Below are 25,838 nucleotides of genomic sequence, written 5' to 3'. Positions count from 1 at the left end.
AAAGTTCATGCACTTAGTGCATGAACTTTTTTGTATATAAAAAAACGATCCAAATGGATCGTTTTTTAAACGCCTTACGCGTTTACTTGTTTCGCTAAGCGAGATTTTTGACGAGCTGCAGCGTTTTGGTGGATAAGACCTTTACGAGCTGCTTTATCAAGTTTTTTAGAAGCAGTTTTGAAAGCTTCTTTAGCATTTTCAAGATCGTTATTAGTAACTAAAGCTTCTACAGTTTTAACAGCAGAACGCATGTCAGACTTGATAGAAGCGTTATGTGCACGACGCTCTTCGCTAAGTTTAGCGCGTTTGATAGCAGATTTGATGTTTGCCATACTTTTCACCTCCCTGGTGCAATCGAATGACTCGATTCTTACATAGAACAAGTGATATTCTATCAAACGGTGAAGAGAATTGCAATAGTATATCCATGAAATTTCACGTAAAGGAAAGAATGACCTTATATAACTTTGGGAAATCTAACGATATTTACTATGAATTACGGAGGAGATACGATGAAAGAACCATTAGATTTAAGTAAATATAGCATTAGAACTGACCTTGCTGTAGAAGCTCATCAAATGTTGCAAGAAAGCCAAGAAGAACAAAAAGGGATACAGGGAGTTATTGTAAAAGAGAGAGAAGAAGAAGGTACTATAATTACAAAAGTAACGATTGATGAAGCTGCCTCTGAAGCGATGGGGAAAAAACCTGGAAATTATTTAACACTTGAAGTACAAGGGATACGTCAGCAAGATACAGAACTTCAACAAAAAGTGGAGCGTATTTTTGCAAAAGAATTTTCTTGTTTCTTAGAAGAGGTTGGAGTTACAAAAGAAGCAAGCTGTTTAATTGTAGGTCTTGGGAATTGGAATGTAACACCAGATGCTCTTGGACCGATAGTTGTAGAAAATGTATTAGTAACGAGACATTTGTTTCAATTGCAGCCTGAAAGTGTAGAAGAAGGATTTAGGCCTGTTAGTGCAATTCGGCCGGGGGTAATGGGGATTACAGGAATCGAAACGAGCGATGTTATTTATGGAATTATTGAGAAGACGAACCCGGACTTTGTAATTGCAATTGATGCATTAGCTGCTCGTTCTATTGAACGAGTAAATAGCACGATACAAATTTCTGATACTGGAATCCATCCTGGATCAGGGGTTGGGAATAAACGTAAAGAACTAAGTAAAGACACATTAGGTATCCCTGTTATCGCAATTGGTGTTCCGACTGTGGTCGATGCTGTTTCGATTACAAGTGATACGATTGATTTTATTTTGAAACATTTTGGTCGAGAGATGAAAGAAGGAAATAAACCTTCACGATCTTTGTTACCAGCGGGATTTTCATTTGGAGAAAAGAAAAAATTAACAGAAGAAGATATGCCGGATGAAAAGAGCAGAAATATGTTTTTAGGTGCTGTTGGTACGTTGGAAGAAGAAGAAAAAAGAAGGCTGATTTATGAAGTGCTATCTCCTCTTGGTCATAATTTAATGGTAACCCCAAAAGAAGTAGATACTTTTATTGAGGATATGGCGAATGTAATAGCGAGTGGTTTAAATGCAGCGCTACATCATCAAATTGATCAAGATAATACGGGAGCATATACACATTGAGGGGAACAGATGATTATGGTTTGAGTCGCCTTGCGCTTTTGTGTATATGTAGTGTAGCTTTATGTTTACTTATGATGATAGCAGGAGTGGCACTTGCTAATCATGGTTTGAAAAGTATGAAAGGCTATCAGCAATTGTCATATGAACAAATAGCTCATATGACAGGGACAGAAAGTACAGGTGCTGAATCAGAAATTTTGGGTAGCTCGTTTTCGGCCTCAGAAAAACAACAGCAATTAGAACGTTTAAGAAGTTTTAATGTTGTAGAAGGAATTGGGATGGCGGTAGCAAGTGTAGCTTATGAAATGACGAAGTTCGGGACGGATATAGTTGTTAGGAAAATAAAAGGAATTTTTAGCTAAGAGTAACATGGGAGGCGGTTGTTTTACTGATTTGTAGGACAGCCGTTTTAAAATTTGAAAAGGGTTTGTCTCTTATGGTTTATTCGCATAAGATATAGATAGAATGATTTGTATCGTAAGCAGCACGAGTTTTCATTGAATCTTTGTTGCTCTATTGATATAATCAGTGCTAGTGTATATTGGCGAGACTATTAGGAGTTGAGAACATAGATGAATAAAGAAGAAAGAGCAAAAAGACAGTCCAAAATTCGTAATTTCTCTATTATTGCTCATATTGACCACGGGAAATCAACGTTAGCAGACCGTATTTTAGAGAAAACAAACGCGTTAACACAACGCGAAATGAAAGCTCAGTTGCTTGACTCTATGGATTTAGAGCGTGAGCGTGGTATTACAATCAAATTAAACGCAGTACAATTAAACTATAAAGCAAAAGATGGTGAAGAGTATATTCTTCATTTAATTGATACACCAGGACATGTCGACTTTACGTACGAAGTATCTCGTAGTTTAGCGGCTTGTGAAGGCGCGATTCTTGTAGTAGATGCAGCGCAAGGTATTGAAGCGCAAACGTTAGCAAACGTATACTTAGCGCTTGATAACAATTTGGAAATTTTACCAGTTATTAATAAAATCGACTTACCAAGTGCGGATCCAGAACGTGTACGTCAAGAGGTAGAAGATGTAATTGGTTTAGATGCATCAGAAGCGGTACTTGCTTCTGCGAAAGCTGGAATTGGTATTGAAGAAATTTTAGAACAAATTGTTGAAAAAGTACCAGCTCCGTCGGGTGATTCAGAAGAGCCATTACAATGTATGATTTTCGACTCTTTATATGATCCGTACCGCGGTGTAATTGCTTATATCCGTGTTGTAAATGGAACAGTAAAAGTTGGCGATAAAGTACGTATGATGGCAACGGGTAAAGAATTTGAAGTAACAGAAGTAGGTGTATTTACACCGAAAACTACGCAACGTGACGAGTTAACAGTAGGTGATGTAGGTTTCTTAGCAGCATCGATTAAAAATGTTGGTGACACACGTGTTGGTGATACGATTACACATGCGAAACGTCCAGCTGCAGAGCCGTTAGCAGGTTACCGTAAGTTAAACCCGATGGTATTCTGTGGTCTGTATCCAATTGACTCTGCTCGTTATAACGATTTACGTGATGCATTAGAAAAATTAGAGTTAAACGATTCTGCTCTTGAGTTTGAACCAGAAACATCTCAAGCGCTAGGATTTGGTTTCCGTTGTGGTTTCTTAGGGCTTCTTCACATGGAAATCATTCAAGAACGTATTGAACGTGAATTTAAGATTGACTTAATTACAACAGCGCCAAGCGTTATTTATAAAGTTTATTTAACTAACGGTGAAGATGTTATTGTTGATAACCCATCTAATATGCCAGATCCACAGTCTATCGATCGTGTAGAAGAGCCGTTTGTGAAGGCTTCAATTATGGTTCCGAATGACTATGTTGGAGCTGTAATGGAGATTTGCCAAGGTAAACGTGGAACGTTTATTGATATGCAATATTTAGATGAAACGCGTGTTACATTAACATATGAAATCCCGTTATCAGAAATCGTATATGACTTCTTCGATCAATTGAAATCAAATACGAAAGGGTATGCATCATTTGACTACGAGTTAATTGGCTATAAACCATCTAAACTTGTGAAAATGGATATTCTTTTAAATAATGAACAAGTGGATGCTTTATCATTTATCGTACACCGTGATTCAGCGTATGACCGTGGTAAAGTAATCGTAGAGAAATTAAAAGAATTAATTCCGAGACAACAATTTGAAGTGCCAATTCAGGCGACTATCGGAAATAAAGTTGTAGCACGTTCTACAATTAAAGCGATGCGTAAAAACGTACTTGCAAAATGTTACGGCGGTGACATTTCTCGTAAGCGTAAACTTCTTGATAAGCAAAAAGAAGGTAAAAAACGTATGAAGTCTGTTGGTTCTGTAGAAGTACCGCAAGAGGCATTTATGGCTGTACTGAAAATGGATGACAACTAATATTTGAAATAAAAAAGAAGTCGTTTGTGCGGCTTCTTTTTTCTGTATAATTACTTTTTAGACATCTGAACAGCTCTCATTTACAATAATGAGAGAGCTTTTTAGTTCATATAGAGTTAGGAGATTGTTAATGTCCGAAAATATTCGAAAAGATATTCAAGATAAAATACAAAATGGTAATTTTAATTGTGAAAAGGAATTGACGCTTTCTATTATTAGTGGAAAGTGGAAAGTTGTGATACTGTGGCATCTTGGTGTGGAAGGGCCACATCGTTTCAGTGAATTACAACGGTTATTCCCAAGCATTTCTCATAAAGTTTTGTCGAACCAATTAAAAGAGTTAATGGAAGATGGAATTGTTGATCGGACAGTATATCCCGAAATTCCTCCTCGCGTTGAGTATTATATGACGGAACTAGGCATGTCACTTTTACCGATCGTTGAAATGATGTATGATTGGGGAAAAATGCGAATGGAACAAATTCGTAATACGTTAGAGAAGTAGAGAACCCTCCGGAGTGCGGAGGTTTTCTTTTTAGAAAGGTAGGAGTTATATTTGGTACAAGCTGCATATATTCATATTCCGTTTTGTCAGCACATTTGTCACTATTGTGATTTTAATAAAGTGTTTATTGAACGCCAACCGGTTGATCAATATTTAGATTATTTAGAGAAGGAAATAATAAATACGGTTCAAAAAGTTCCGTTTGATAGTATAAAAACGATTTTTGTGGGCGGGGGAACTCCGACAGCGTTAAATATGGAACAGACAAAAAAATTACTCGAGATTATTAATCGTCATTTGCGTCCGTTCGCCCCAAATTGTGAATTAACATTTGAAGCGAATCCAGGAGATCTGCCGAAAGAGAAGTTGAATGTACTGCTAGAAGGTGGAGTGAATCGAATTAGTTTTGGTGTGCAAACGTTCCGTGATGAACTGCTTGAGAAAATCGGGCGCAAGCATACGAGGGAAGATGCATTCCTCGCGATTCGAGAAGCACAGGAAGTAGGATTTAAAAATATTAATGTAGATATTATTTATGCTTTGCCAGGACAGACGATAGAAGATGTAAAAGAAACATTAGATATTGCTTTTACGCTTGGTGTACAACATTTCTCTGCATATTCATTAATTGTGGAACCTAAAACAGTGTTTTATAACTTAATGAACAAAGGGAAATTGCGTCTTCCGGGTGAAGACCATGAAGCGAAAATGTATGAAATAGTAATGGATGAAATGGAGAAACACGGTTATAACCAGTATGAAATTAGTAATTTCTCAAAAGGTGACAATAAAAGTAGACATAATCTCACATACTGGAATAATGAAGAGTATTATGGATTTGGAGCTGGAGCTCATAGTTATGTGAACGGGGAACGTATTCAAAATGTAGGTCCGCTGAAGCAATATTTTAATAAAATTGATGAAACAGGATTTCCGTATTTAGATGTTCACAAAGTGACGGAGAAAGAAAGAATGGAAGAAGAGCTGTTCTTAGGGCTTCGAAAAACAAAAGGTGTTTCTAAAACGGCGTTCCGCAATAAATTTAATGTAGAGATGGATCAAGTTTTCGCGAAGCAGTTACAAAGCAACCAAGAGCAGGGATTGCTTGAAGAGGAAGATGGACATGTGCGTTTAACGCGAAAAGGAAAATTATTAGGGAATGAAGTATTCCAATCATTTTTGATTGACTAATTAAATGTTCCATAGGCGTGAAAAAGTTTCATTATTTCGTGACGTTTCCGTTGACAATTGAATGTCAATTTTGGTAAGTTATTAATAGATTTAGCACTCAAAGACAAAGAGTGCTAACAGAGGTGATGATGAGATGCTTACGGAACGTCAGCTCTTAATTTTACAAACAATTATTGATGACTTTATTGGATCAGCGCAGCCCGTTGGGTCTAGAACGTTGGCTAAAAAAGATGAAATTACATTTAGTTCAGCTACTATTCGAAATGAAATGGCGGACTTAGAAGAATTAGGTTTTATTGAAAAAACGCACAGTTCTTCTGGACGTGTTCCTTCTGAGAAAGGCTACCGATTTTATGTAGACCATCTTTTAGCGCCGCAAAACTTACCGAACGCTGAAATTGTACAAATTAAAGATTTATTTGCTGAAAGAATTTTTGAAGCGGAAAAAATTGCACAACAATCTGCTCAAATTTTATCAGAACTTACGAATTATACGGCCATTGTTCTTGGACCGAAGTTAAGTACAAATAAACTTAAAAATGTACAAATTGTGCCGCTTGATCGTCAAACTGCTGTCGCTATTATTGTAACCGATACAGGGCATGTACAAAGTAAAACGATTACCGTTCCGGAATCTGTTGATTTATCAGATTTAGAAAAAATGGTTAATATTTTAAATGAAAAGCTATCTGGCGTACCGATGGAAGAACTTCATAATAAAATCTTTAAGGAGATTGTTACAGTTTTACGTGGGTATGTTCATAATTACGATAGTGCAATAAAAATGTTGGATGGTACATTTCAAGTTCCGTTATCGGAAAAGATATACTTTGGAGGAAAAGCAAATATGCTTTCGCAGCCAGAGTTCCATGACATTCAAAAGGTTAGATCTTTACTTACCATGATTGATAATGAAGCCGAATTTTATGACATTTTGCGTCATAAACAAGTCGGGATTCAAGTGAAAATTGGTAGGGAAAACTCTTCGACGGCTATGGAGGATTGTAGTTTAATTTCTGCAACATATTCGATCGGCGAAGAGCAACTTGGAACAATTGCTATTTTAGGTCCTACGAGAATGCAATATTCTCGTGTAATTAGTTTGTTACAGTTATTTACGAGACAATTTACTGATGGACTTAAAAAGTAAATGAGAGTAATACATTCGCTCAAGTGATGAAATTTTCATTGCTGTGTGTAATATATAATGCTTAGGTAATCATGCTATGCATGATACCTAATACCTTTTAAGGAGGTGAATATTGTGGAAGAGCGTAACGAACAAGTGGTAGAAGAAGTAAAAGAAGCGCAAGTTGAAGAAGCTGTCACGCCAGAAAACAGTGAAGAAACTGTAGAAGAAAAAAGTGAGGCTGCTCTTTTACAAGAAAAAGTAGATGAGCTACAAGCGAAACTAACGGAAACGGAAGGTCGCACATTACGTCTACAAGCTGATTTTGAAAATTATAAGCGCCGTGTCCAAATGGATAAACAGGCTGCTGAAAAATATAGAGCACAAAGTCTAGTTTCAGACATCTTGCCAGCTCTTGATAATTTTGAAAGAGCAATGCAAGTGGAAGCGACTGATGAGCAAACGAAATCCTTGTTACAAGGTATGGAAATGGTGCATCGTCAATTGTTAGAAGCGCTGACTAAAGAAGGTGTGGAAGTGATTGAAGCTGTTGGTAAACAGTTTGATCCTAATGAACACCAAGCTATTATGCAAGTGGAAGATAGTGAATTTGAATCAAACGCGGTTGTGGAAGAATTCCAAAAAGGTTATAAACTAAAAGACCGTGTGATTCGCCCATCAATGGTAAAAGTAAATCAATAATTTACATAAAACTAGGAGGATTCGCCATGAGTAAAATTATCGGTATTGACTTAGGTACAACAAACTCTTGTGTAGCTGTTATGGAAGGTGGAGAACCAAAGGTTATCCCAAATCCAGAAGGAAACCGTACAACACCTTCTGTTGTAGCTTTCAAAAATGAAGAACGTCAAGTTGGGGAAGTTGCAAAGCGCCAAGCAATTACAAACCCAAATACAATCATGTCTGTTAAACGTCATATGGGTACAGACTACAAAGTAGAAGTTGAAGGTAAAGAGTATACACCTCAAGAAATTTCTGCAATCATTTTACAAAACTTAAAAGCTTCTGCTGAAGCATACTTAGGTGAAACAGTAACGAAAGCTGTTATTACAGTACCTGCATACTTCAACGATGCAGAGCGTCAAGCAACGAAAGATGCTGGTCGTATCGCTGGTTTAGAAGTTGAGCGTATCATTAACGAGCCAACAGCAGCAGCACTTGCTTACGGTTTAGAAAAACAAGACGAAGAACAAAAAATCTTAGTATATGACTTAGGTGGCGGTACATTTGACGTATCTATCCTTGAGTTAGCAGACGGTACATTCGAAGTTATTTCAACTGCTGGTGACAACCGTCTTGGTGGCGATGACTTTGACCAAGTTATCATCGATCACTTAGTAGCTGAGTTCAAAAAAGAAAATAACATTGATTTAAGCCAAGATAAAATGGCGCTTCAACGCTTAAAAGATGCAGCTGAAAAAGCGAAAAAAGATCTTTCTGGTGTAACACAAACTCAAATTTCATTACCATTCATTAGTGCTGGAGCTGCTGGTCCATTACACTTAGAATTAACGTTAACAAGAGCGAAATTCGAAGAGCTTTCAGCAGGTCTTGTTGAAAGAACATTAGAGCCAACTCGTCGTGCATTAAAAGACGCTGGTTTTGCTCCAAGCGAATTAGATAAAGTTATTCTTGTTGGTGGATCTACTCGTATCCCAGCTGTACAAGAAGCTATTAAACGTGAAACTGGTAAAGAGCCATATAAAGGTGTAAACCCTGATGAAGTTGTAGCATTAGGTGCTGCAGTTCAAGGTGGCGTACTTACTGGTGATGTAGAAGGCGTTCTATTATTAGACGTAACTCCACTTTCTTTAGGTATTGAAACTATGGGTGGCGTGTTCACGAAATTAATCGAGCGTAACACTACAATTCCAACAAGTAAGTCACAAGTATTCTCGACAGCTGCTGATAATCAACCAGCAGTAGACATTCACGTATTACAAGGTGAGCGTCCAATGTCGGCTGACAACAAAACGTTAGGTCGTTTCCAATTAACTGACCTTCCACCAGCACCACGTGGTATTCCACAAATCGAAGTAACATTCGATATTGATGCGAACGGTATCGTTAACGTACGTGCGAAAGACTTAGGAACAAGCAAAGAGCAAGCTATTACAATCCAATCTTCTTCAGGTCTTTCTGATGAAGAAGTAGAACGTATGGTACAAGAAGCGGAAGCAAATGCTGACGCTGACCAAAAACGTAAGGAAGAAGTTGAACTTCGTAACGAAGCTGACCAACTTGTATTCCAAACAGACAAAGTTGTAAAAGATTTAGAAGGTAAAGTAGATGCAGCTGAAGTTGCAAAAGCAACAGAAGCGAAAGAAGCATTACAAGCTGCAATTGAGAAAAACGAGCTTGAAGAAATTCGTGCGAAAAAAGATGCCTTACAAGAAATCGTACAACAATTAACTGTTAAATTATACGAGCAGGCTCAAGCAGCTGCTGGTCAAGCAGAAGGTGCGCAAGGTGCACAAGATGCTGGCGCAAAGAAAGACAATGTAGTTGACGCTGAGTTTGAAGAAGTAAAAGAAGACAAGTAATTCAACTGTAAACATAATAAGTAAGATGACAAAAAGTCAAAGTCAAGCGTGCCTTGACTTTGGCTTTTTTCACGAATGAGAAGCGATGTGTGAGGATCTTAAGTTTTTCGCTTTGCATACTGTAAGTGAGGAAACTTTGTTGCAAAGCACTTTCTTTCGGTGTTAAAATTACGTTTATGTGAAAGATTCGGGGGTTGTAAATTTATGAGTAAACGAGACTATTATGAGGTCCTTGGACTTAGCAAGGGCGCTTCAACAGATGAAATTAAAAAAGCGTATCGTCGTTTGGCTAAAAAATACCATCCAGACGTAAGCAAAGAAGAAAATGCAATTGAAAAGTTTAAAGAAGTACAAGAAGCATACGAAGTGTTAAGTGATGATCAAAAGCGTGCACAGTACGATCAATTTGGTCATGCTGGTGCAAATCAAGGATTCGGTGGATTTGGCGGCGGAGGAGACTTCGGCGGTGGCTTCGGTTTTGAAGATATATTTAGTTCTTTCTTTGGCGGTGGCGGCGGCAGACGTCGTGATCCAAATGCTCCGCGCCAAGGTGCTGACTTACAATATCAAGTCACTTTAGATTTTGAAGAAGCTATTTTTGGTAAGGAATTAAATGTGGAAATTCCAGTAGAAGATCCATGTGATACTTGTAAAGGTAGTGGAGCAAAACCAGGAACTTCAAAAGAAACATGTAAACATTGTTCAGGCTCTGGTCAAGTGAGTGTAGAACAAAACACACCGTTTGGTCGTATCGTAAATCGTCAAGCTTGTGGTCATTGTTCAGGAACTGGACAAATTATTAAAGAAAAATGTACGACATGTCACGGTTCAGGTAAAGTTCGTAAACGTAAAAAAATCAATGTTAAAATTCCAGCGGGTATCGATAATGGTCAACAAATTCGTGTGTCTGGAAAAGGTGAAGCCGGCGTAAATGGCGGACCAGCAGGAGACTTATATGTTGTCGTTCATGTAAGAAATCATGAATTCTTCGAGCGTGAAGGAGATCACATTATTTGCGAAATGCCATTAACATTTGCGCAAATGGCGCTTGGTGATGAAGTGGAAGTTCCTACTGTTCATGGTAAAGTGAAGCTGAAAATTCCAGCAGGAACACAAACTGGAACAGAATTCCGCTTAAAAGGAAAAGGTGCTCCGAACGTACGTGGATACGGCCAAGGAGATCAATATGTAGTCGTTCGTGTTGTTGTACCGACGAAATTGACTTCGCAGCAAAAAGATTTATTACGTGAATTTGCAGGACAAGAAGAGCAGGATGATAGTTTATTCGGAAAGCTTAAACGTGCTTTCAAAGGGGAATAATGGAAATAAAAAATGGAGTTGGTAAATTGTGAAATGATCAGAAATTAGTATTCATACAACAGAAGAAGCAGTAGAAGCTGTCTCTCATATTTTACATGAAGCTGGTGCTAGTGGAGTTGCGATTGAGGATCCAGCGGAGTTAACGAAAGAGCGCGAGCAACAATATGGTGAAATTTATGCATTGAACCCAGATGAATATCCGGCGGAAGGTGTATTAATAAAAGCGTATTTCCCGCAAACGGATTCTTTACATGAAACGATTGCAGGTGTAAAATCATCTATTGATGTGCTTCCATCTTACGACATCGAAATTGGTACTGGAAATATTACCGTTAACGAAGTCAATGAAGAAGATTGGGCTACTGCTTGGAAAAAATATTACCATCCAGTACAAATTTCTGATACATTCACAATCGTACCGACTTGGGAAGAATATACACCATCTTCTCCTGATGAAAAAATCATTGAATTAGACCCGGGTATGGCGTTTGGTACAGGAACTCATCCAACAACAACGATGTGTATCCGTGCTTTAGAAAAAACAGTACAGCCAGGTGACACTATTATTGATGTAGGAACAGGTTCTGGTGTACTTAGTATTGCGGCTGCAAAATTAGGTGCGTCTTCTGTTCAAGCATATGATTTAGATCCGGTTGCGGTTGAAAGTGCAGAAATGAATGTACGTTTAAATAAAACAGATGATATCGTGTCTGTTGGACAAAATAGTCTTTTAGAAGGCATTGAAGGTCCTGTTGATTTAATCGTAGCTAACTTATTAGCAGAAATTATTCTATTATTCCCTGAAGATGCAGCAAGAGTTGTGAAGTCAGGTGGATTATTTATTACATCGGGCATTATTGCTGCGAAGGAAAAAGTAATTTCTGAGGCGTTAGAACAAGCTGGATTTACAATTGAAGAAGTGTTACGAATGGAAGATTGGGTAGCAATTATTGCACGAAATGCGTAATATAGATTTTAGTCTATAATGAAAAGGGGAGTCTCTCACTATAAGGTGAGAGACTTGCCGTTTGTTATATGAAAAATGATAACGTTTCGTTCTTTTCGTAAGTGTTGACTTACGAAAGGAACGAAACTCTACTAAGGTGATTATATGCAACGTTATTTTGTAGAAGAGAAATATGTAAATGAGACAAGTATTCGCATTGTAGGTGATGACGTACATCATATCGCAAGAGTGATGCGTATGTCAGCTGGTGATCATATTTATTGCTGTGTAAACGGAAAAACAGCAGTATGTTCAATTGATGAAATTACCAGTGAATTTATTAATACGGCTATTGTAGAATGGGTAGAGGCGTCAAGTGAACTTCCTGTTTTCGTGACGATTGCAAGTGGACTGCCAAAAGGAGACAAGCTAGAGTTAATTTTTCAAAAAGGAACTGAGCTTGGGGCAGCTGCATTCTTACCATTTCAAGCATCTCGCTCTATCGTAAAATGGGATGCGAAAAAAGCTGATAAAAAAGTTGAGCGTTTAAGAAAAATTGTGAAAGAAGCTGCGGAACAATCACATAGAAGTGAAATTCCAGAAGTACATGCTCCGGCATCATTTAAGCAATTGCTTTCAATGAGTGGTGAGTATGATGTTTGTCTTGTTGCTTACGAAGAGGAAGCAAAACAAGGTGAGAAATCTAATTTTGCGAAAGCTTTAACGACAATGAAACCAGGTCAAAAGCTATTGATTGTATTTGGCCCAGAAGGCGGTTTAGCTGAGGAAGAGATTACAGCGCTTCGTGAACATAAATTTGTACCATGTAGTTTAGGACCAAGAATTTTAAGAACAGAAACGGCGCCGTTATACGCGTTAAGTGCTGCTTCGTATCATTTTGAATTGATGGGGTGATGATCAATGTCAACTGTTGCGTTCCATACGTTAGGTTGTAAAGTAAACCACTATGAAACAGAAGCCATTTGGCAATTGTTTAAACAAGGTGGTTATGAAAGAACAGAATATGAAAAGAAAGCTGATGTATATGTTATTAACACATGTACAGTAACGAATACTGGGGACAAAAAAAGCCGTCAAGTAATCAGACGTGCTGTGCGTCAAAATCCAGATGCAGTTATTTGCGTAACGGGATGTTATGCACAAACATCTCCAGCTGAAATTATGGCGATTCCGGGTGTAGATATTGTAGTTGGTACACAGGATCGTGAAAAGATGTTAGGTTACATCGAAGAATTCCGTAAAGAGCGTCAACCAATTAATGCTGTCCGTAATATTATGAAAACACGTGTGTACGAAGAACTTGATGTACCTTATTTCACGGATCGTACACGTGCGTCTTTAAAAATACAAGAGGGTTGCAATAACTTCTGTACATTCTGTATCATTCCTTGGGCGCGTGGTTTAATGCGTTCTCGTGATGGAAAAGAAGTTATTAAACAAGCACAACAATTAGTGGATGCAGGCTATAAAGAAATCGTATTAACGGGTATTCATACAGGTGGATACGGCGAAGACATAAAAGATTATAACTTAGCTGGATTACTTCGTGATATGGAAGCGGAAGTAGACGGATTAAAACGTCTTCGTATTTCTTCTATTGAAGCGAGTCAAATTTCAGATGAAGTAATTGAAGTGTTAGATAAATCTGAAGTAGTTGTACGCCACTTGCATATTCCGTTGCAATCTGGTTCTAATACTGTATTAAAACGTATGCGTCGTAAATATACGATGGAGTTCTTCCAGGAGCGTTTAGATCGTTTGAAAGAAGCGTTACCAGGCCTTGCGATTACATCTGACGTAATCGTTGGTTTCCCAGGTGAAACAGAAGAAGAATTCATGGAAACATACAATTTCATTAAAGAGAACCGCTTCTCTGAGTTACATGTGTTCCCTTACTCAAAACGTACAGGAACACCTGCAGCACGCATGGAAGATCAAGTTCCTGAAGATGTGAAGAACGATCGTGTTCATCGTTTAATTGAGCTATCTAATCAATTAGCGAAAGAGTACGCATCAGCGTTTGAAGGTGAAGTGCTTGAAATCATTCCGGAAGAGCAATTTAAAGAGGGCGACCGTGAAGGCTTATATGTAGGTTATACAGATAACTACTTGAAAATTGTATTTGAAGGATCAGAAGAATTAATTGGTAAGCTAGTGAAAGTGAAAATTACGAAAGCTGGTTATCCATATAACGAAGCGCAATTTGTTCGTGTTCTTGAAGATGATGTAAAAAAAGAATCAGCTAGCGCATAAAAAGAGCGTGCAACCGGAAACGGTTTGCATGCTTTCTTTGTTTGAAGCGGTTAAGTACTATAAGGTGGGGAGGCGTTTCATGCATCCCTGTATGAAAAAAGATGAAATGATAAAAATATAGTTGTCTTCATCAGTAAAGGATACTAGCTATTTGCATAACTTTTGAAAAGGAAATGCTTCTATTCTTCTTTTATTCTGCCAAATAGTTGACCTGAAGTGATAAAATGTATTATAATCGTAAAAGACATGCTGAAGAAGTGTTTCTTTTTGCATGCTGAAGTTAGTATGTAAGTGTGATGTTTCGGAGGGAGGGAAAGAGAATGTCAAAAACAGTCGTTCGTAAAAACGAGTCTTTGGAGGATGCACTTCGCCGTTTTAAAAGATCGGTTTCTAAAACTGGTACACTTGCTGAAGCAAGAAAGCGCGAGTTTTATGAAAAACCAAGTGTAAAACGTAAGAAGAAATCTGAAGCGGCAAGAAAGCGTAAATTCTAAGAGAGGGTGTAAGTTATGAGTCTTCTCGGTCGTTTAAACGATGATATGAAACAAGCGATGAAGAATAAACAAAAAGAAAAATTAACCGTTATTCGTATGGTTAAGGCTGCTTTACAAAATGAAGGTATTAAACTGCAACATACTCTTACTGAAGAAGAGGAAATAACAGTTTTAGCTCGTGAAGTAAAACAGTATAAGGACTCCCTCCTTGAATTTAAAAAAGCTGGTCGTGAAGACCTTGTTAATAAACTGCAAAGTGAAATTCAGATTTTAAGCGCATATTTGCCAGAGCAATTAACTGAAGAAGAACTAGTTGATGTAATCAAGCAAGTTATTTCTGAAGTTGGTGCGACTTCTAAAGCAGATATGGGTAAGGTGATGACTGCTGTTATGCCGAAAGTAAAAGGTAAAACAGACGGATCACTTGTGAATAAGCTGGTTATCCAGCTATTAGCGTAAAAAAACGTCTCATTTCGTATGAGACGTTTTTTTATTGTTCTTATTAAGGAGAAACGCTATATTGCTTAAAAAGGGTTTCTATAAGTGATAGAAACCCCTCTAGTTAAAGTTTCAATTTATTATTTCCTTGTATAATTCCGATTCTACACCTATTCTTACTTCCTTGACTAAAACTTCTTTCGCAAATAAAAGCTAAGTACCGAACCTTCTGAAAATCAGATTGAAGTTTTATAGCTTGCTCTTCAGCATAATCCTCAAAGGTAACGAAAGAGATTCTAACTATTTTAGATTTTGCATCAGTTGCATAAAATGGCCGGATATTACTGTCGATAATTTGTTTTATAACATTCGAAATTTCTTGACTAAAGCCAATTTACTTTCGTATTTCCTCGTTTATTAATTCATTTTTTAATGAACCCTAATATTTTTTAAAATTCATATAACAACCATCTATAAAATATTCTTACTTACAACGTAACATTCAGAGTGGAGAAATTTTCTTTTTTTTGATTTTATCCCTCATTAACGGGCAGCCCGATTGGTGAGGGGGGATTAAAGTTTCACTTTATCTCATTTGTCCAATAAATGACAACTACTTATTCTATGGTCAGTATGTCACATCCAGAACGAATTGTAACAGTTTTTTTCAAGTTTCTAACTTCTCGCTAGGCTCAATTTCTTAATGTAACTTGTACTGATATCCTGTAGGGGCGCATATTCTTGTATTAATACTTCTATTATTAAAGGTAACATCCTTTGATCCATAATTGTCCTGACAAATATGATTTCATATAGCGACTGTTTTAATTAACATGATATGAACTCTTACAGAATATAGTTATGTTAGTGAAGTCGTTATAACACGATAGGCACTTGTGAAGAAATACATATATATGGGATGAGAGGGGGTCTTTCGAGATGAAGAAATTAGAACAAATGAAAAATTGGTTGACAAAACAAGTAGACCTACCAGTGGATGTATTAATGGATCTACCTCGGATTACTCTTGTTGGGCAAATACATATTTATATAGAAAATCATCGGGGGTTATTAGTGTTTTCAGATAAAGAAGTACGATTGCTTTTAAAACACGGTCAATTATTAATTAAAGGACAATCCTTTGTTATTAAAACGATTCTTCCAGAAGAGCTTTTGCTCGAAGGGATAATTGAGCAAGTAACATTTTTAGAAAATGAAAAAAAAGGTGATTGAAGTGAAACTTCCATTTGTGAAGTTTTTCTTCTTTATCCTGTAAAAGTTCCGTTGATAGAGACTGATTACAGTTTTACTCGGTTTCATTTTAGTACGAGCTATTTTAATGTTTCAAATAAAAAGTAGTATATCTACTTTTAGAAAGGTAGTGAAGGTGGTAAATGAAAAATAAATGGTTTATAAAGTGGCTTGGATATGTAAAAGTGCGAATTGAAGGTAGAGGAGCGGAACGGTTTGTTAATGAATGTGTACGGAGGAATTTATTAGTTTGGGATGTTAAAAAGATAGCTGATGAAACGTTAGTTTTTTGTATGTTGTTACGCGATGTGAAAAAAATAAAACCAATTTATAGAAAAAATGAATGTAAATTATATTTTATTGGACGTTATGGTTTTCCTTTTTGGAATAAGCGTTTAATTAAAAATAGTGGATTTTTAGTTGGTTTTTTAATTTTCTTTTTTGGTGTGATTGCAATGTCAAATATGGTTTGGAAAATTGAAATTACAGGAGCAAAACCTGAAACGGAATATATATTGATGAAAGAATTGGATAAAATGGGTATTAAAAAAGGGAAACTACAATTTCAAATGCCGAATGTAGAAGATATACAACGCCATTTGACAGATAATATTAATGCCATTACTTGGGCGGGACTAGAAGTAAGAGGAACGACGTATCATTTTAAAATTGTTGAAAAAAACGAACCGAAGAAAGAAAAGGAACAAAGGCCGCAAAATTTAGTAGCAAAAAAAGAAGCGATTATTACAAAGACGTTCGTAGAAGTTGGAAAGCCGGTTGTACTGAAAAATGATCATGTAGAAAAAGGGCAGATTCTCGTATCAGGAATATATGGTAATGAGGAAAGTCCGACGATTGTTTCAGCGAAAGGTATTGTGTATGGAGAAACGTGGTATACATCTAAGGTGGATGTCCCGTTAAAGACGCAATTCCAAGTGTATACTGGTAATGTATACAATGAACATTTTCTTAAATTTGGGGATACGAAAATAAAAATATGGGGATTTCAGCATGATAAGTATAAACGCTCTCGTACTGAAAGTGTAAAGCATGATGTGAAATTATTTGGTTTTACACTGCCGATTGCATATGAAAAAGATGTTGTGAGAGAAGAGGAAGAAGCGAATCGAGAATATACAGAAAAGCAAGCGCTGAAAGTAGCGAAAGAGATGGCCGAAAAAGAACTAAAGAAAAAATTGGATGAACATGCTATGATTGTAAGTGATAAGATTTTGAGTAAAGAGGTTGAGGCGGGTCAACTAAAGGTCACATTGCATTATACTGTGGTTGAAAATATTGCAGAGCCACAACCAATATCCGAATCCGATATTCAAGGAGACTGAGTAATGGCAGAACAATTAGTAGAAATGAACCAACAATTGGAAAATACTAACGAAGCAATCGCTCTTTTTGGAGTCAATGATGCACATTTAAAAGTAATTGAACGAGAACTGAATGTATCGATCGTAACTAGAGGAGAAACTGTTCATGTATCTGGGGCAGTTGAAACGGTGACACTCGTAGAAAAAATCTTACAGCAATTACTTGTTGTAATTCGTAAAAGTATATCAATTTCAGAGAGAGATGTTGCGTATGCAATTCAGCTTGCACAACAAGGGAAAATTGCTCAATTTGAAGAGTTATATGAAGAAGAAATTTTCAAGACTGCAAAAGGTAAATCCATTCGTGTAAAAACAATGGGGCAAAGACGATATATTCATGCGATGAAGAAGAATGATATTGTCTTTGGGATAGGGCCTGCAGGAACTGGAAAAACATACTTAGCTGTAGTAATGGCTGTGAGGGCTTTAAAACAAGGGTATGTAAAGAAAATTATTTTAACAAGACCTGCTGTAGAAGCTGGAGAAAATTTAGGTTTTTTACCAGGGGATTTGAAAGAGAAGGTAGATCCATACTTACGCCCATTATATGATGCCTTACATGATATTCTTGGACAAGAATATACGCAGCGTATGATGGAGCGAGGAGTAATTGAAATCGCGCCACTTGCTTATATGAGGGGGCGTACGCTTGATGATTCATTTGTTATTTTAGATGAGGCTCAAAATACAACGGGTGCTCAAATAAAAATGTTTTTAACAAGATTAGGTTTTAGTTCTAAAATGGTTATTACAGGGGACCCTTCACAAGTAGACTTGCCAAAAGGGGTAAAATCAGGGCTATCTATAGCTGCTAATATTTTATCTGGTGTATCAGGTCTGTCATTTATTACATTAGAACAAACGGACGTTGTGAGACATCCATTGGTGCAACTTATTATTGAGGCATATGATAAAATGGAATGATCCTATTTGTCAGGATCATTTCTTTTTGTATGATAAGGTTGGCGAACGTCATATTTTTTACTATCATGAAAGATAAGGAAAATAAACTATAGGTACTAGTGTATAAAATGTTGCCTCAAAGTATCGTTTGGTAGAAGAAATGAAAGCTATAAATAGTTTCACTTTATTTCTGGAGAGGAGAAGGTATTGAAATCATGTCAAGATCTCAAGAAATTTCTAAGTGGTTTCGTAATTTACAACATTCGAAAAAACTAAGTTGGATTTCTTACGTTGTATTAGGAGCAGTGCTGTTTTTTGCGCTTATGAATAATGTAAAACCAGAGCAATTAGATGTTAATATGTATTCTATTGCGAAAAAGACAATCCATTCTCCTATAAAAATTGAAGATAAAGTTACAACGGATAAAAAGAAAAAAGAAGCCGCTACAAAAGTTGAAGATCAATATACATATAAAAGTGAGTATAAACAAAACAAAGTTGATATTGTGAATGACGTCTTTGCTAAAGTGGATGAAGTGGTGCAAGAGATTAAAGCTGTTGGACCGGATGATCAAAAAAAGATGACTGATGCTGAGAAAGTGGAGAAGTTAAAAAAGAAACTACCCGCTGACTTAACGAAAGAATTATCTGATTCAAACTTACTAAGTTTGATTAATGCAGATTCGAGCCAATTAGTATTAGCGAAAGATGCTGCGGTCACAGCGATTAATAGTATCATGACTGAGCATATTAAAATGGACGAATTGAAAGATGCGAAAGAACGATATGTAAGTGAGATGAATAGTGTTAATGTTGATAATGGTTTAAAAGAGTCAATTAAGGCGCTAGGAAGATATGCAATTTCAGCAAACTATTTTTATGACCCGATCTTAACGAAAGAGAAGAGAAAAGCAGAGGAAGATTTAGTTCCACCTGTTTATATTCTTCAAGGACAAGTTCTTGTTAGAGAAGGTGAAACAATTTCAAGTGATGTGTATAATCAGTTGAAATTAGTTGGTTTGTTAGAAAAAGGGAACGGCTTTCAACCTTATGTTGGATTAGCGGTACTCATTGGTGTGTTACTATACTTTATGCATAAACAATTTGAATTATTTTTAAAGAGAAAAAGAGAAGATAGACCGTATGTTTTAGCGTATATTACAATTTTGTCTATCACAATCGTCTTAATGAAAATCATTAGTTTGTTTCAAAAACTTGAATACGCGGGGATTGCATATGTTGTCCCAGTTGCGATGGGAACAATACTTGTAAAACTAATGATTGGTGATCGATTTGTCTTTTTAACGAGTATGATTTTTTCTGTATGCGGAAGTATTATGTTTAATGAAGGAGTAACGAGTACATTAAATTATAGTGTAGGGATTTACGTATTGTTAAGTTCATTATCGGTTAGTATTTTCTTGCGAGAAAAAAATCGTCGTACAATGATTTTACAAGCTGGTATACTCGTTTCTGTATTAAATGTAGTCGTATTGGCGGCGCTCTTATTATTACGTAATGGGAATTTTTCGCCTCTTGAAATTGGTACGCAATTATTAATGGCTTCACTTTCAGGGATTATATCATCCGTTTTGGCTATGGGGATTTTACCATATTTAGAAAGTGGACTTGGAATCGTATCAAGCATGAAGCTTATGGAACTATCAAGTCCAAATCATCCGCTTTTACGCAGAATTTTGTTAGAAGCGCCAGGGACATATCATCATAGTGTAATGGTAGCGAATCTTTCTGAGGCTGCTTGTGAAGCAGTCGGGGCAAATGGTGTATTAGCGCGTGTAGGGGCATATTATCATGATGTAGGAAAAACAGTACAACCGCAATTTTTTATTGAAAACCAAATGGGAATTGAAAACCCGCATGATAAATTAGATCCTGTAACAAGTAAAGATATTATAATTGCTCACGTAACGGATGGAGTAAGAATGCTCGAAGAATATCATATTCCACAAGAAATTATTGATATCGCTGGGCAACATCACGGTACAACGTTACTGAAATATTTTTATTATAAAGCTATTAAAGAAGATAAAGAAAAATATACAGAAGAGATGTTCCGTTATCCAGGTTCAAAAGCAACTTCGAAAGAATCGGCAATTGTTGGTATTGCTGATAGTGTAGAAGCTGCGGTACGTTCTATGAATCACCCAACGCCAGAACAAATTAATAATTTGGTGCAAAGTATTATTAAAGATCGACTACAAGACGGTCAATTTAGTGAATGTGATTTGACGTTTAAGGAACTACAAATCGTTGGAAAAACGTTGTGTGAAACGTTAAATGGTATTTTCCATTCGCGTATTACATATCCGGAACTTCCGGAAGAAAAGGAGAAAGAATGAGTTTGTTAATTGATTTTATTGATGAAACAGAAGAAGTAAAAGAAGCGTATATGAGTTTAATTCGTGAAGTGTTAGAAAAAGCAGCTCAAATGGAAAATATCGAGGATGGTGCGGAGGTATCGGTGACATTTGTAGATAATGAGCGCATTAGAGAAATTAATCGTGATTACCGAGATAAAGATCAACCTACAGATGTAATATCCTTTGCGATGGAAGAAATGGGAGAAGGAGAAATGGAGATTGTTGGTGCAGAGATGCCGCGCATGTTAGGTGATCTTATTATCTCTATTCCAAGGGCGAAAGAGCAAGCTGAAGAGTACGGACATTCTTTTGATCGTGAACTTGGATTTTTGGCGTTACATGGCTTTTTACATTTACTTGGTTATGATCACATGACAGAAGAAGATGAAAAAGAAATGTTCGGAAGACAAAAAGAAATTTTAGAAGCTTTTGGATTAGGACGATGAAAAAAGGAAAACTTATAGATAGTTTTGGATATGCTATAGCTGGTATATTCTTTTGTTTTCGTCATGAACGAAATATGAAAATCCATTATTTAGCCGCAGTCATTGTTATATGCTGCGGCTTTTATTTCCATATTACGAGAACAGAGTGGATGATATTACTTATTGTAATAGGTAGTGTAATGAGTTTAGAAATGGTAAATACGGCTGTGGAAAAAACAGTAGATTTAGCGACTGCCGATATTCATCCATTTGCAAAAATTGCAAAGGATGTTGCGGCAGGAGCGGTTTTATTGTTTGCAATTATAGCTGTTATAATTGGTGCTATTATCTTTTTACCGTATATGGTATAGTTGCATTCCGAAGCTTTTATTAAGCTTTGGAAGTGCCGTAAGGGGCTTTAATGAGAGAGTGTACCTCTTCATAGCTGTGAACAGGAAGGATGCGGGAATATGAATAGTAAACAATTAATTCTAGAAGCAATCGAAGCGCGTAAACAAGCGTACGTACCATATTCTAAATTTCAAGTAGGTGCAGCACTATTAACGCGCGATGGAAAAGTATATCGTGGATGTAATGTTGAGAATGCATCATATGGCTTATGTAATTGTGCTGAAAGAACAGCTTTATTTAAGGCGGTTTCTGAAGGAGATAAAGAATTTGTAGCCATTGCGGTTGTAGCAGATACAAAGCGCCCAGTACCTCCTTGTGGAGCATGTCGACAAGTTATGGTAGAATTATGTAAACAGGATACGAAAGTATACTTATCAAATTTACATGGTGACGTTCAGGAGACGACAGTCGGAGAATTGTTACCAGGAGCATTTTTAGCGGAGGATTTACATGAATAGAAAAGGTTATAAATCAGGTTTTGTCTCTATTATTGGCAGACCGAATGTTGGGAAATCTACATTTTTAAATCGTATTATCGGCCAGAAAATTGCTATTATGAGTGATAAGCCACAAACGACTCGTAATAAAATTCAAGGTGTATATACAGAAAATGATGCACAAGTTATTTTCATTGATACACCAGGAATACATAAACCTAAACATAAACTAGGCGACTTCATGGTGAAGATGGCGCAAACGACATTAAAAGAAGTTGATATCGTTCTGTTTATGGTTAATGCTGTCGAAGGCTTTGGTCGTGGTGAAGAATTCATCATCGAGAAGTTAAAAGAAACGAAACAACCAGTATTTTTAGTTATTAATAAAATTGACCAACTTCATCCAGAGCAATTACTAGAGTTAATTGATCAATATCGTAAACTACATGAGTTTGCAGAAATTGTACCAATTTCTGCGTTAGACGGTAATAATGTGGACGCTTTAATTGGAACAATTAAAAAGTATTTACCAGAAGGACCACAATACTATCCAGATAATCAAGTAACGGATCATCCGGAGAGATTTATTATTGCAGAGCTTATTCGTGAGAAAGTACTACATTTAACACGTGAAGAAGTGCCGCATTCTGTGGCTGTTGTTATCGATGCGATTCAAAAGCGTGAGGGCGGGGCAGTTTATATAAATGCAACGATTGTTGTTGAACGTGCATCACAAAAAGGAATCATCATCGGAAAACAAGGGAAAATGTTAAAAGAAGTTGGTAAGCGAGCTCGTTTTGATATTGAAGCGCTACTTGGTTCTAAAGTATTTTTAGAAGTATGGGTAAAAGTGCAAAAAGATTGGCGTAATAAAATGTCTCAGCTTCGTGACCTAGGTTTCCGCGAGGATGAGTACTAAAATAGAGTCAAGCTGTAATCAGTGGATGGTTGGTTCATCCACTGATTATTGGTTTTTATGAACTTTGATAAATTAGGAAAAATTTTTCTCACATGAAAATGGACAAAATGGGTCAATTTAATAACAACAAAGGAAATTGGTTTATAGGCTACGCTTATTGAGAAAGGTGGATTCTTATGCTAGATTTTACCTGGAAGTTTTTCTCCAAAACAGGAAGCATTGAAACGTACTTGCTTTTGAAAGAAATGGAAAAAGACGTAAACGATGAGATGGATCAACATGAAGAGGAGCTAGCGCATCTAGACTCTCCAATTTCTTGACCCGTTTTGTTCAAACCTTGGATGGTGACGAACATGTTTCAAAAAGTTGAGGGCATCGTTATCCGTACGACAGATTACGGAGAAACGAACAAGATTGTTACAATATTCTCAAGAGAACTTGGTAAGGTAAGTGCAATGGCAAGAGGGGCAAAAAAACCGAAAAGCCGATTAGCATCTGTGTCGCAATTAATGACACATGGCCAGTTTCTTATTCAAATGGGATCTGGGCTTGGAACATTGCAACAAGGCGAGATTATTTCAACTATGAAAGAAATTCGCGAGGATATATTTTTAACTGCTTATGCATCATTTATTGTTGAATTAACTGATAAAGCAACAGAAGATAAAAAACATAATCCGTATTTATTTGAAATGTTATATCAAACGTTGCATTATATGTGTGAGGGTGTTGATCCAGAAGTATTATCATTAATTTATCAAACGAAAATGCTTCCGGTATTAGGGATGCGCCCGTACTTTGATACATGTGCGATTTGTCATCAAGAAACAGACTTTGTCGCCTTCTCCGTTAGGGAAGGCGGTTTTCTGTGCTCACGTCATGCGGAGCAAGACCCGTATCGTATACCGGTAGGAGAAGCTGTTCATAAATTATTACGTCTTTTCTTCCATTTCGATTTACATAGGCTCGGAAATGTATCGGTAAAGGATAGCACAAAAAAACAAATGCGTTTAGTATTGAATACATATTATGATGAATATTGCGGAATTTATTTGAAATCAAGACGTTTTTTAGAACAACTTGATAAGTTTCAAATATAATTTTGGGCCGTATACGGTCCTTTTTACATACTTTCTTTTTCGAATAGCATATTTAGTATATAATATTTAAGAGATAGTATAACTTTTTTCGTTGTGCATTAAAGGTGGTGATTATCATAGAGCTGAATAAACGGCAAGAACATATAATTCAGATTGTAAAAGATCACGGTCCTATTACAGGGGAATCAATTGCAGCGCAATTGGGTCTAACACGTGCGACGCTAAGACCAGACTTAGCAATTTTAACGATGGCTGGTTATTTAGAAGCACGTCCACGCGTAGGTTATTTTTATACGGGTAAAACTGGGGGGCAGTTATTATCTGAAGCTGTTAAGAAAATTAAAGTACAAGATTATCAATCTAGACCGGTTGTAATTGATAAAAATGTTTCCGTATACGATGCAATTTGTACGATGTTTTTAGAGGACGTTGGTACATTGTTCGTTGTAGATCAGATGACTCTATTAGTTGGTGTTGTGTCTCGTAAAGATTTATTAAGAGCGAGCTTAGGAAAGCAGGATTTAACCTCTCTTCCGGTTAATATTATCATGACAAGGATGCCAAACATTGCGATGTGTCGTAGAGAGGATTCTTTATATGATATTGCGATGGAATTAATAGAAAGACAGATTGATGCAATGCCAGTTGTAAAAGATACGAAACAAGGTTTAGAAGTGATTGGGCGAATTACAAAAACAAATATTACACGTGCGTTTGTAAATTTAGTAAATAACGAATAAGTGTAATTTGTTTAAAGTGAGGTAATGTAATGGATAATAAAATCGTATATGTCGTATCTGACTCTGTAGGGGAAACGGCTGATTTGGTTGTTCGAGCAGCAATGGGGCAATTCCCGTTTGCTCCTGATATTAGACGTGTACCGTATGTAGAAGATACAGGGACATTAAAAGAAGTGATTTCGATTGCTAAGAGTAATCAAGCACTTATATGTTTTACGTTAGTTAAGCCTGATATGCGCAAATATTTAGTAACAGAGGCTGCAAAAGAAGGGGTAGAGGCATACGATATTATCGGCCCTCTTATTGATCAAATTGAAGAAATTACGGGGCAAGTGCCGAGATATGAGCCAGGCGTTGTCCGTAGGTTAGATGAAGAATACTTTAAAAAGATTGAAGCGATTGAGTTTGCTGTGAAGTATGATGACGGCAGAGATGCACGAGGTATTTTAAAAGCGGATATCGTGTTGATTGGTGTTTCGCGTACATCAAAAACACCACTTTCTCAATATTTAGCTCATAATAAACGCTTGAAAGTTGCGAATGTACCACTCGTGCCAGAAGTTGACCCACCTGAAGAACTATATCAAGTGGCAAAAGAAAAATGTTTCGGTTTGAAAATTACGCCAGATAAGTTAAATCATATTCGAAAAGAACGATTAAAATCACTTGGATTAAGTGATGGAGCAACATATGCAAATATTAATCGTATTCAAGAAGAAATTGATCACTTTGAGGAAGTAATTAGTAAAATAAATTGTCAAGTAATCGATGTATCGAATAAAGCAATTGAAGAAACAGCAAATATTATTGTGAATGCAGTGCAAAACCAAAAAATGTTTTAGCACATTTACCAAAGGTGAATGTGCTTTTTTCGCTCGTGTGAAATATGGTACCTATGGATTTTGTAATAGATTGTAGTGTAATGGTTATACTTATACTCCTTTGTCTTTTAGTATATTCAAGGTGTGAGTTTGTCATCCTGAAATGTAAGATGAAAAAATAAAGGGATATGTAGC

General features: G+C 36.6%; 27 protein-coding genes. 26 read left to right on the top strand and 1 reads right to left on the bottom strand.

The window, feature by feature from the left end:
* Window positions 1–74 precede the first annotated feature (74 nt).
* A complete protein-coding gene (gene rpsT, locus ACQGS6_RS05255) occupies window positions 75–332 on the bottom strand; it encodes a 30S ribosomal protein S20 (protein ID WP_001274011.1) in 258 nt (85 codons plus the stop codon).
* A 180-nt stretch (window positions 333–512) separates the two neighbouring features.
* On the opposite strand from rpsT, the gene gpr reads away from it, so the two are divergent.
* The 26 genes from gpr (at window position 513) to ACQGS6_RS05125 (ending at window position 25,664) form a co-directional block, all read left to right on the top strand.
* Complete coding sequence (gene gpr / locus ACQGS6_RS05250; protein WP_000662616.1) at window positions 513–1,616, top strand: GPR endopeptidase; 1,104 nt, start codon at window positions 513–515, stop codon at window positions 1,614–1,616.
* Entirely contained in the window at window positions 1,613–1,978 is a 366-nt protein-coding gene (locus ACQGS6_RS05245; RefSeq protein WP_426964944.1) for a YqxA family protein, read from the top strand. Before gpr ends, ACQGS6_RS05245 begins: the two co-directional genes overlap by 4 nt.
* A gap of 210 nt (window positions 1,979–2,188) precedes the next feature.
* Complete coding sequence (lepA, locus tag ACQGS6_RS05240) at window positions 2,189–4,012, top strand: elongation factor 4 (RefSeq protein ID WP_001030951.1); 1,824 nt, start codon at window positions 2,189–2,191, stop codon at window positions 4,010–4,012.
* A gap of 130 nt (window positions 4,013–4,142) precedes the next feature.
* Window positions 4,143–4,517 (top strand): winged helix-turn-helix transcriptional regulator, encoded by a 375-nt coding sequence (locus ACQGS6_RS05235; RefSeq protein ID WP_001293539.1) that lies wholly within the window; start codon window positions 4,143–4,145, stop codon window positions 4,515–4,517.
* A 51-nt stretch (window positions 4,518–4,568) separates the two neighbouring features.
* Window positions 4,569–5,708, top strand: a complete 1,140-nt coding sequence (gene hemW / locus ACQGS6_RS05230; protein ID WP_000249427.1) for a radical SAM family heme chaperone HemW — start codon at window positions 4,569–4,571, stop codon at window positions 5,706–5,708.
* Between the two features lie 133 nt (window positions 5,709–5,841).
* Complete coding sequence (gene hrcA, locus ACQGS6_RS05225) at window positions 5,842–6,858, top strand: heat-inducible transcriptional repressor HrcA (protein ID WP_000954941.1); 1,017 nt, start codon at window positions 5,842–5,844, stop codon at window positions 6,856–6,858.
* A 114-nt stretch (window positions 6,859–6,972) separates the two neighbouring features.
* Window positions 6,973–7,539 (top strand): nucleotide exchange factor GrpE, encoded by a 567-nt coding sequence (gene grpE / locus ACQGS6_RS05220; protein ID WP_000392711.1) that lies wholly within the window; start codon window positions 6,973–6,975, stop codon window positions 7,537–7,539.
* A gap of 26 nt (window positions 7,540–7,565) precedes the next feature.
* Complete coding sequence (gene dnaK, locus ACQGS6_RS05215) at window positions 7,566–9,401, top strand: chaperone protein DnaK (RefSeq protein WP_000034706.1); 1,836 nt, start codon at window positions 7,566–7,568, stop codon at window positions 9,399–9,401.
* Window positions 9,402–9,605: 204 nt separating this feature from the next.
* Window positions 9,606–10,721 carry a chaperone protein DnaJ gene (gene dnaJ, locus ACQGS6_RS05210; RefSeq protein WP_000043947.1) on the top strand — a complete coding sequence of 372 codons (1,116 nt, stop codon included), beginning with the start codon at window positions 9,606–9,608 and terminating at the stop codon, window positions 10,719–10,721.
* 43 nt (window positions 10,722–10,764) lie between these two features.
* Window positions 10,765–11,688, top strand: coding sequence for a 50S ribosomal protein L11 methyltransferase (prmA, locus tag ACQGS6_RS05205; protein ID WP_426964948.1), 924 nt, complete (start codon window positions 10,765–10,767; stop codon window positions 11,686–11,688).
* Between the two features lie 144 nt (window positions 11,689–11,832).
* A complete protein-coding gene (locus tag ACQGS6_RS05200) occupies window positions 11,833–12,582 on the top strand; it encodes a 16S rRNA (uracil(1498)-N(3))-methyltransferase (RefSeq protein ID WP_001190159.1) in 750 nt (249 codons plus the stop codon).
* Window positions 12,583–12,588: 6 nt separating this feature from the next.
* Window positions 12,589–13,941, top strand: coding sequence for a tRNA (N(6)-L-threonylcarbamoyladenosine(37)-C(2))-methylthiotransferase MtaB (mtaB, locus tag ACQGS6_RS05195; protein ID WP_000108676.1), 1,353 nt, complete (start codon window positions 12,589–12,591; stop codon window positions 13,939–13,941).
* Between the two features lie 320 nt (window positions 13,942–14,261).
* Window positions 14,262–14,435, top strand: coding sequence for a 30S ribosomal protein S21 (gene rpsU, locus ACQGS6_RS05190; protein WP_000048061.1), 174 nt, complete (start codon window positions 14,262–14,264; stop codon window positions 14,433–14,435).
* A 15-nt stretch (window positions 14,436–14,450) separates the two neighbouring features.
* The gene (locus ACQGS6_RS05185; RefSeq protein WP_000054562.1) at window positions 14,451–14,894 is read left to right on the top strand and encodes a GatB/YqeY domain-containing protein; all 444 of its coding nucleotides are present in this window, start codon (window positions 14,451–14,453) and stop codon (window positions 14,892–14,894) included.
* Between the two features lie 918 nt (window positions 14,895–15,812).
* Window positions 15,813–16,106 carry a sporulation protein YqfC gene (gene yqfC, locus ACQGS6_RS05180; protein ID WP_000732269.1) on the top strand — a complete coding sequence of 98 codons (294 nt, stop codon included), beginning with the start codon at window positions 15,813–15,815 and terminating at the stop codon, window positions 16,104–16,106.
* Between the two features lie 161 nt (window positions 16,107–16,267).
* On the top strand, window positions 16,268–17,467 hold the full coding sequence (gene yqfD, locus ACQGS6_RS05175; protein WP_426964942.1) for a sporulation protein YqfD: 1,200 nt from the start codon (window positions 16,268–16,270) through the stop codon (window positions 17,465–17,467).
* A gap of 3 nt (window positions 17,468–17,470) precedes the next feature.
* Window positions 17,471–18,430 (top strand): PhoH family protein, encoded by a 960-nt coding sequence (locus ACQGS6_RS05170; protein WP_000840519.1) that lies wholly within the window; start codon window positions 17,471–17,473, stop codon window positions 18,428–18,430.
* Between the two features lie 194 nt (window positions 18,431–18,624).
* Window positions 18,625–20,769 (top strand): HD family phosphohydrolase, encoded by a 2,145-nt coding sequence (locus ACQGS6_RS05165; protein WP_000091514.1) that lies wholly within the window; start codon window positions 18,625–18,627, stop codon window positions 20,767–20,769.
* On the top strand, window positions 20,766–21,236 hold the full coding sequence (gene ybeY, locus ACQGS6_RS05160; protein ID WP_000054679.1) for an rRNA maturation RNase YbeY: 471 nt from the start codon (window positions 20,766–20,768) through the stop codon (window positions 21,234–21,236). Before ACQGS6_RS05165 ends, ybeY begins: the two co-directional genes overlap by 4 nt.
* Entirely contained in the window at window positions 21,233–21,586 is a 354-nt protein-coding gene (locus tag ACQGS6_RS05155; RefSeq protein ID WP_000715469.1) for a diacylglycerol kinase family protein, read from the top strand. Before ybeY ends, ACQGS6_RS05155 begins: the two co-directional genes overlap by 4 nt.
* Before the next feature lie 99 nt (window positions 21,587–21,685).
* Window positions 21,686–22,084 (top strand): cytidine deaminase, encoded by a 399-nt coding sequence (locus tag ACQGS6_RS05150; protein ID WP_001086281.1) that lies wholly within the window; start codon window positions 21,686–21,688, stop codon window positions 22,082–22,084.
* A complete protein-coding gene (gene era / locus ACQGS6_RS05145) occupies window positions 22,077–22,982 on the top strand; it encodes a GTPase Era (RefSeq protein ID WP_001080229.1) in 906 nt (301 codons plus the stop codon). The genes ACQGS6_RS05150 and era overlap by 8 nt, the downstream gene beginning before the upstream one ends.
* Before the next feature lie 176 nt (window positions 22,983–23,158).
* Entirely contained in the window at window positions 23,159–23,302 is a 144-nt protein-coding gene (locus ACQGS6_RS05140) for a YqzL family protein (RefSeq protein ID WP_000883924.1), read from the top strand.
* A gap of 33 nt (window positions 23,303–23,335) precedes the next feature.
* A complete protein-coding gene (recO, locus tag ACQGS6_RS05135) occupies window positions 23,336–24,082 on the top strand; it encodes a DNA repair protein RecO (protein WP_000487013.1) in 747 nt (248 codons plus the stop codon).
* A gap of 107 nt (window positions 24,083–24,189) precedes the next feature.
* Window positions 24,190–24,822: a helix-turn-helix transcriptional regulator gene (locus tag ACQGS6_RS05130; protein ID WP_000583756.1), complete on the top strand. Its 633-nt coding sequence runs from the start codon at window positions 24,190–24,192 to the stop codon at window positions 24,820–24,822.
* A 29-nt stretch (window positions 24,823–24,851) separates the two neighbouring features.
* A complete protein-coding gene (locus tag ACQGS6_RS05125) occupies window positions 24,852–25,664 on the top strand; it encodes a pyruvate, water dikinase regulatory protein (RefSeq protein ID WP_000368936.1) in 813 nt (270 codons plus the stop codon).
* Window positions 25,665–25,838: the final 174 nt, after the last annotated feature.

The sequence above is a fragment of the Bacillus sp. GMs2/2 genome, assembly GCF_050172095.1.
GTDB lineage: Bacteria > Bacillota > Bacilli > Bacillales > Bacillaceae_G > Bacillus_A > Bacillus_A cereus.
Note: the sequence above shows the minus strand (reverse complement) of the source record. Positions and strands in the feature narration are given on the sequence as shown.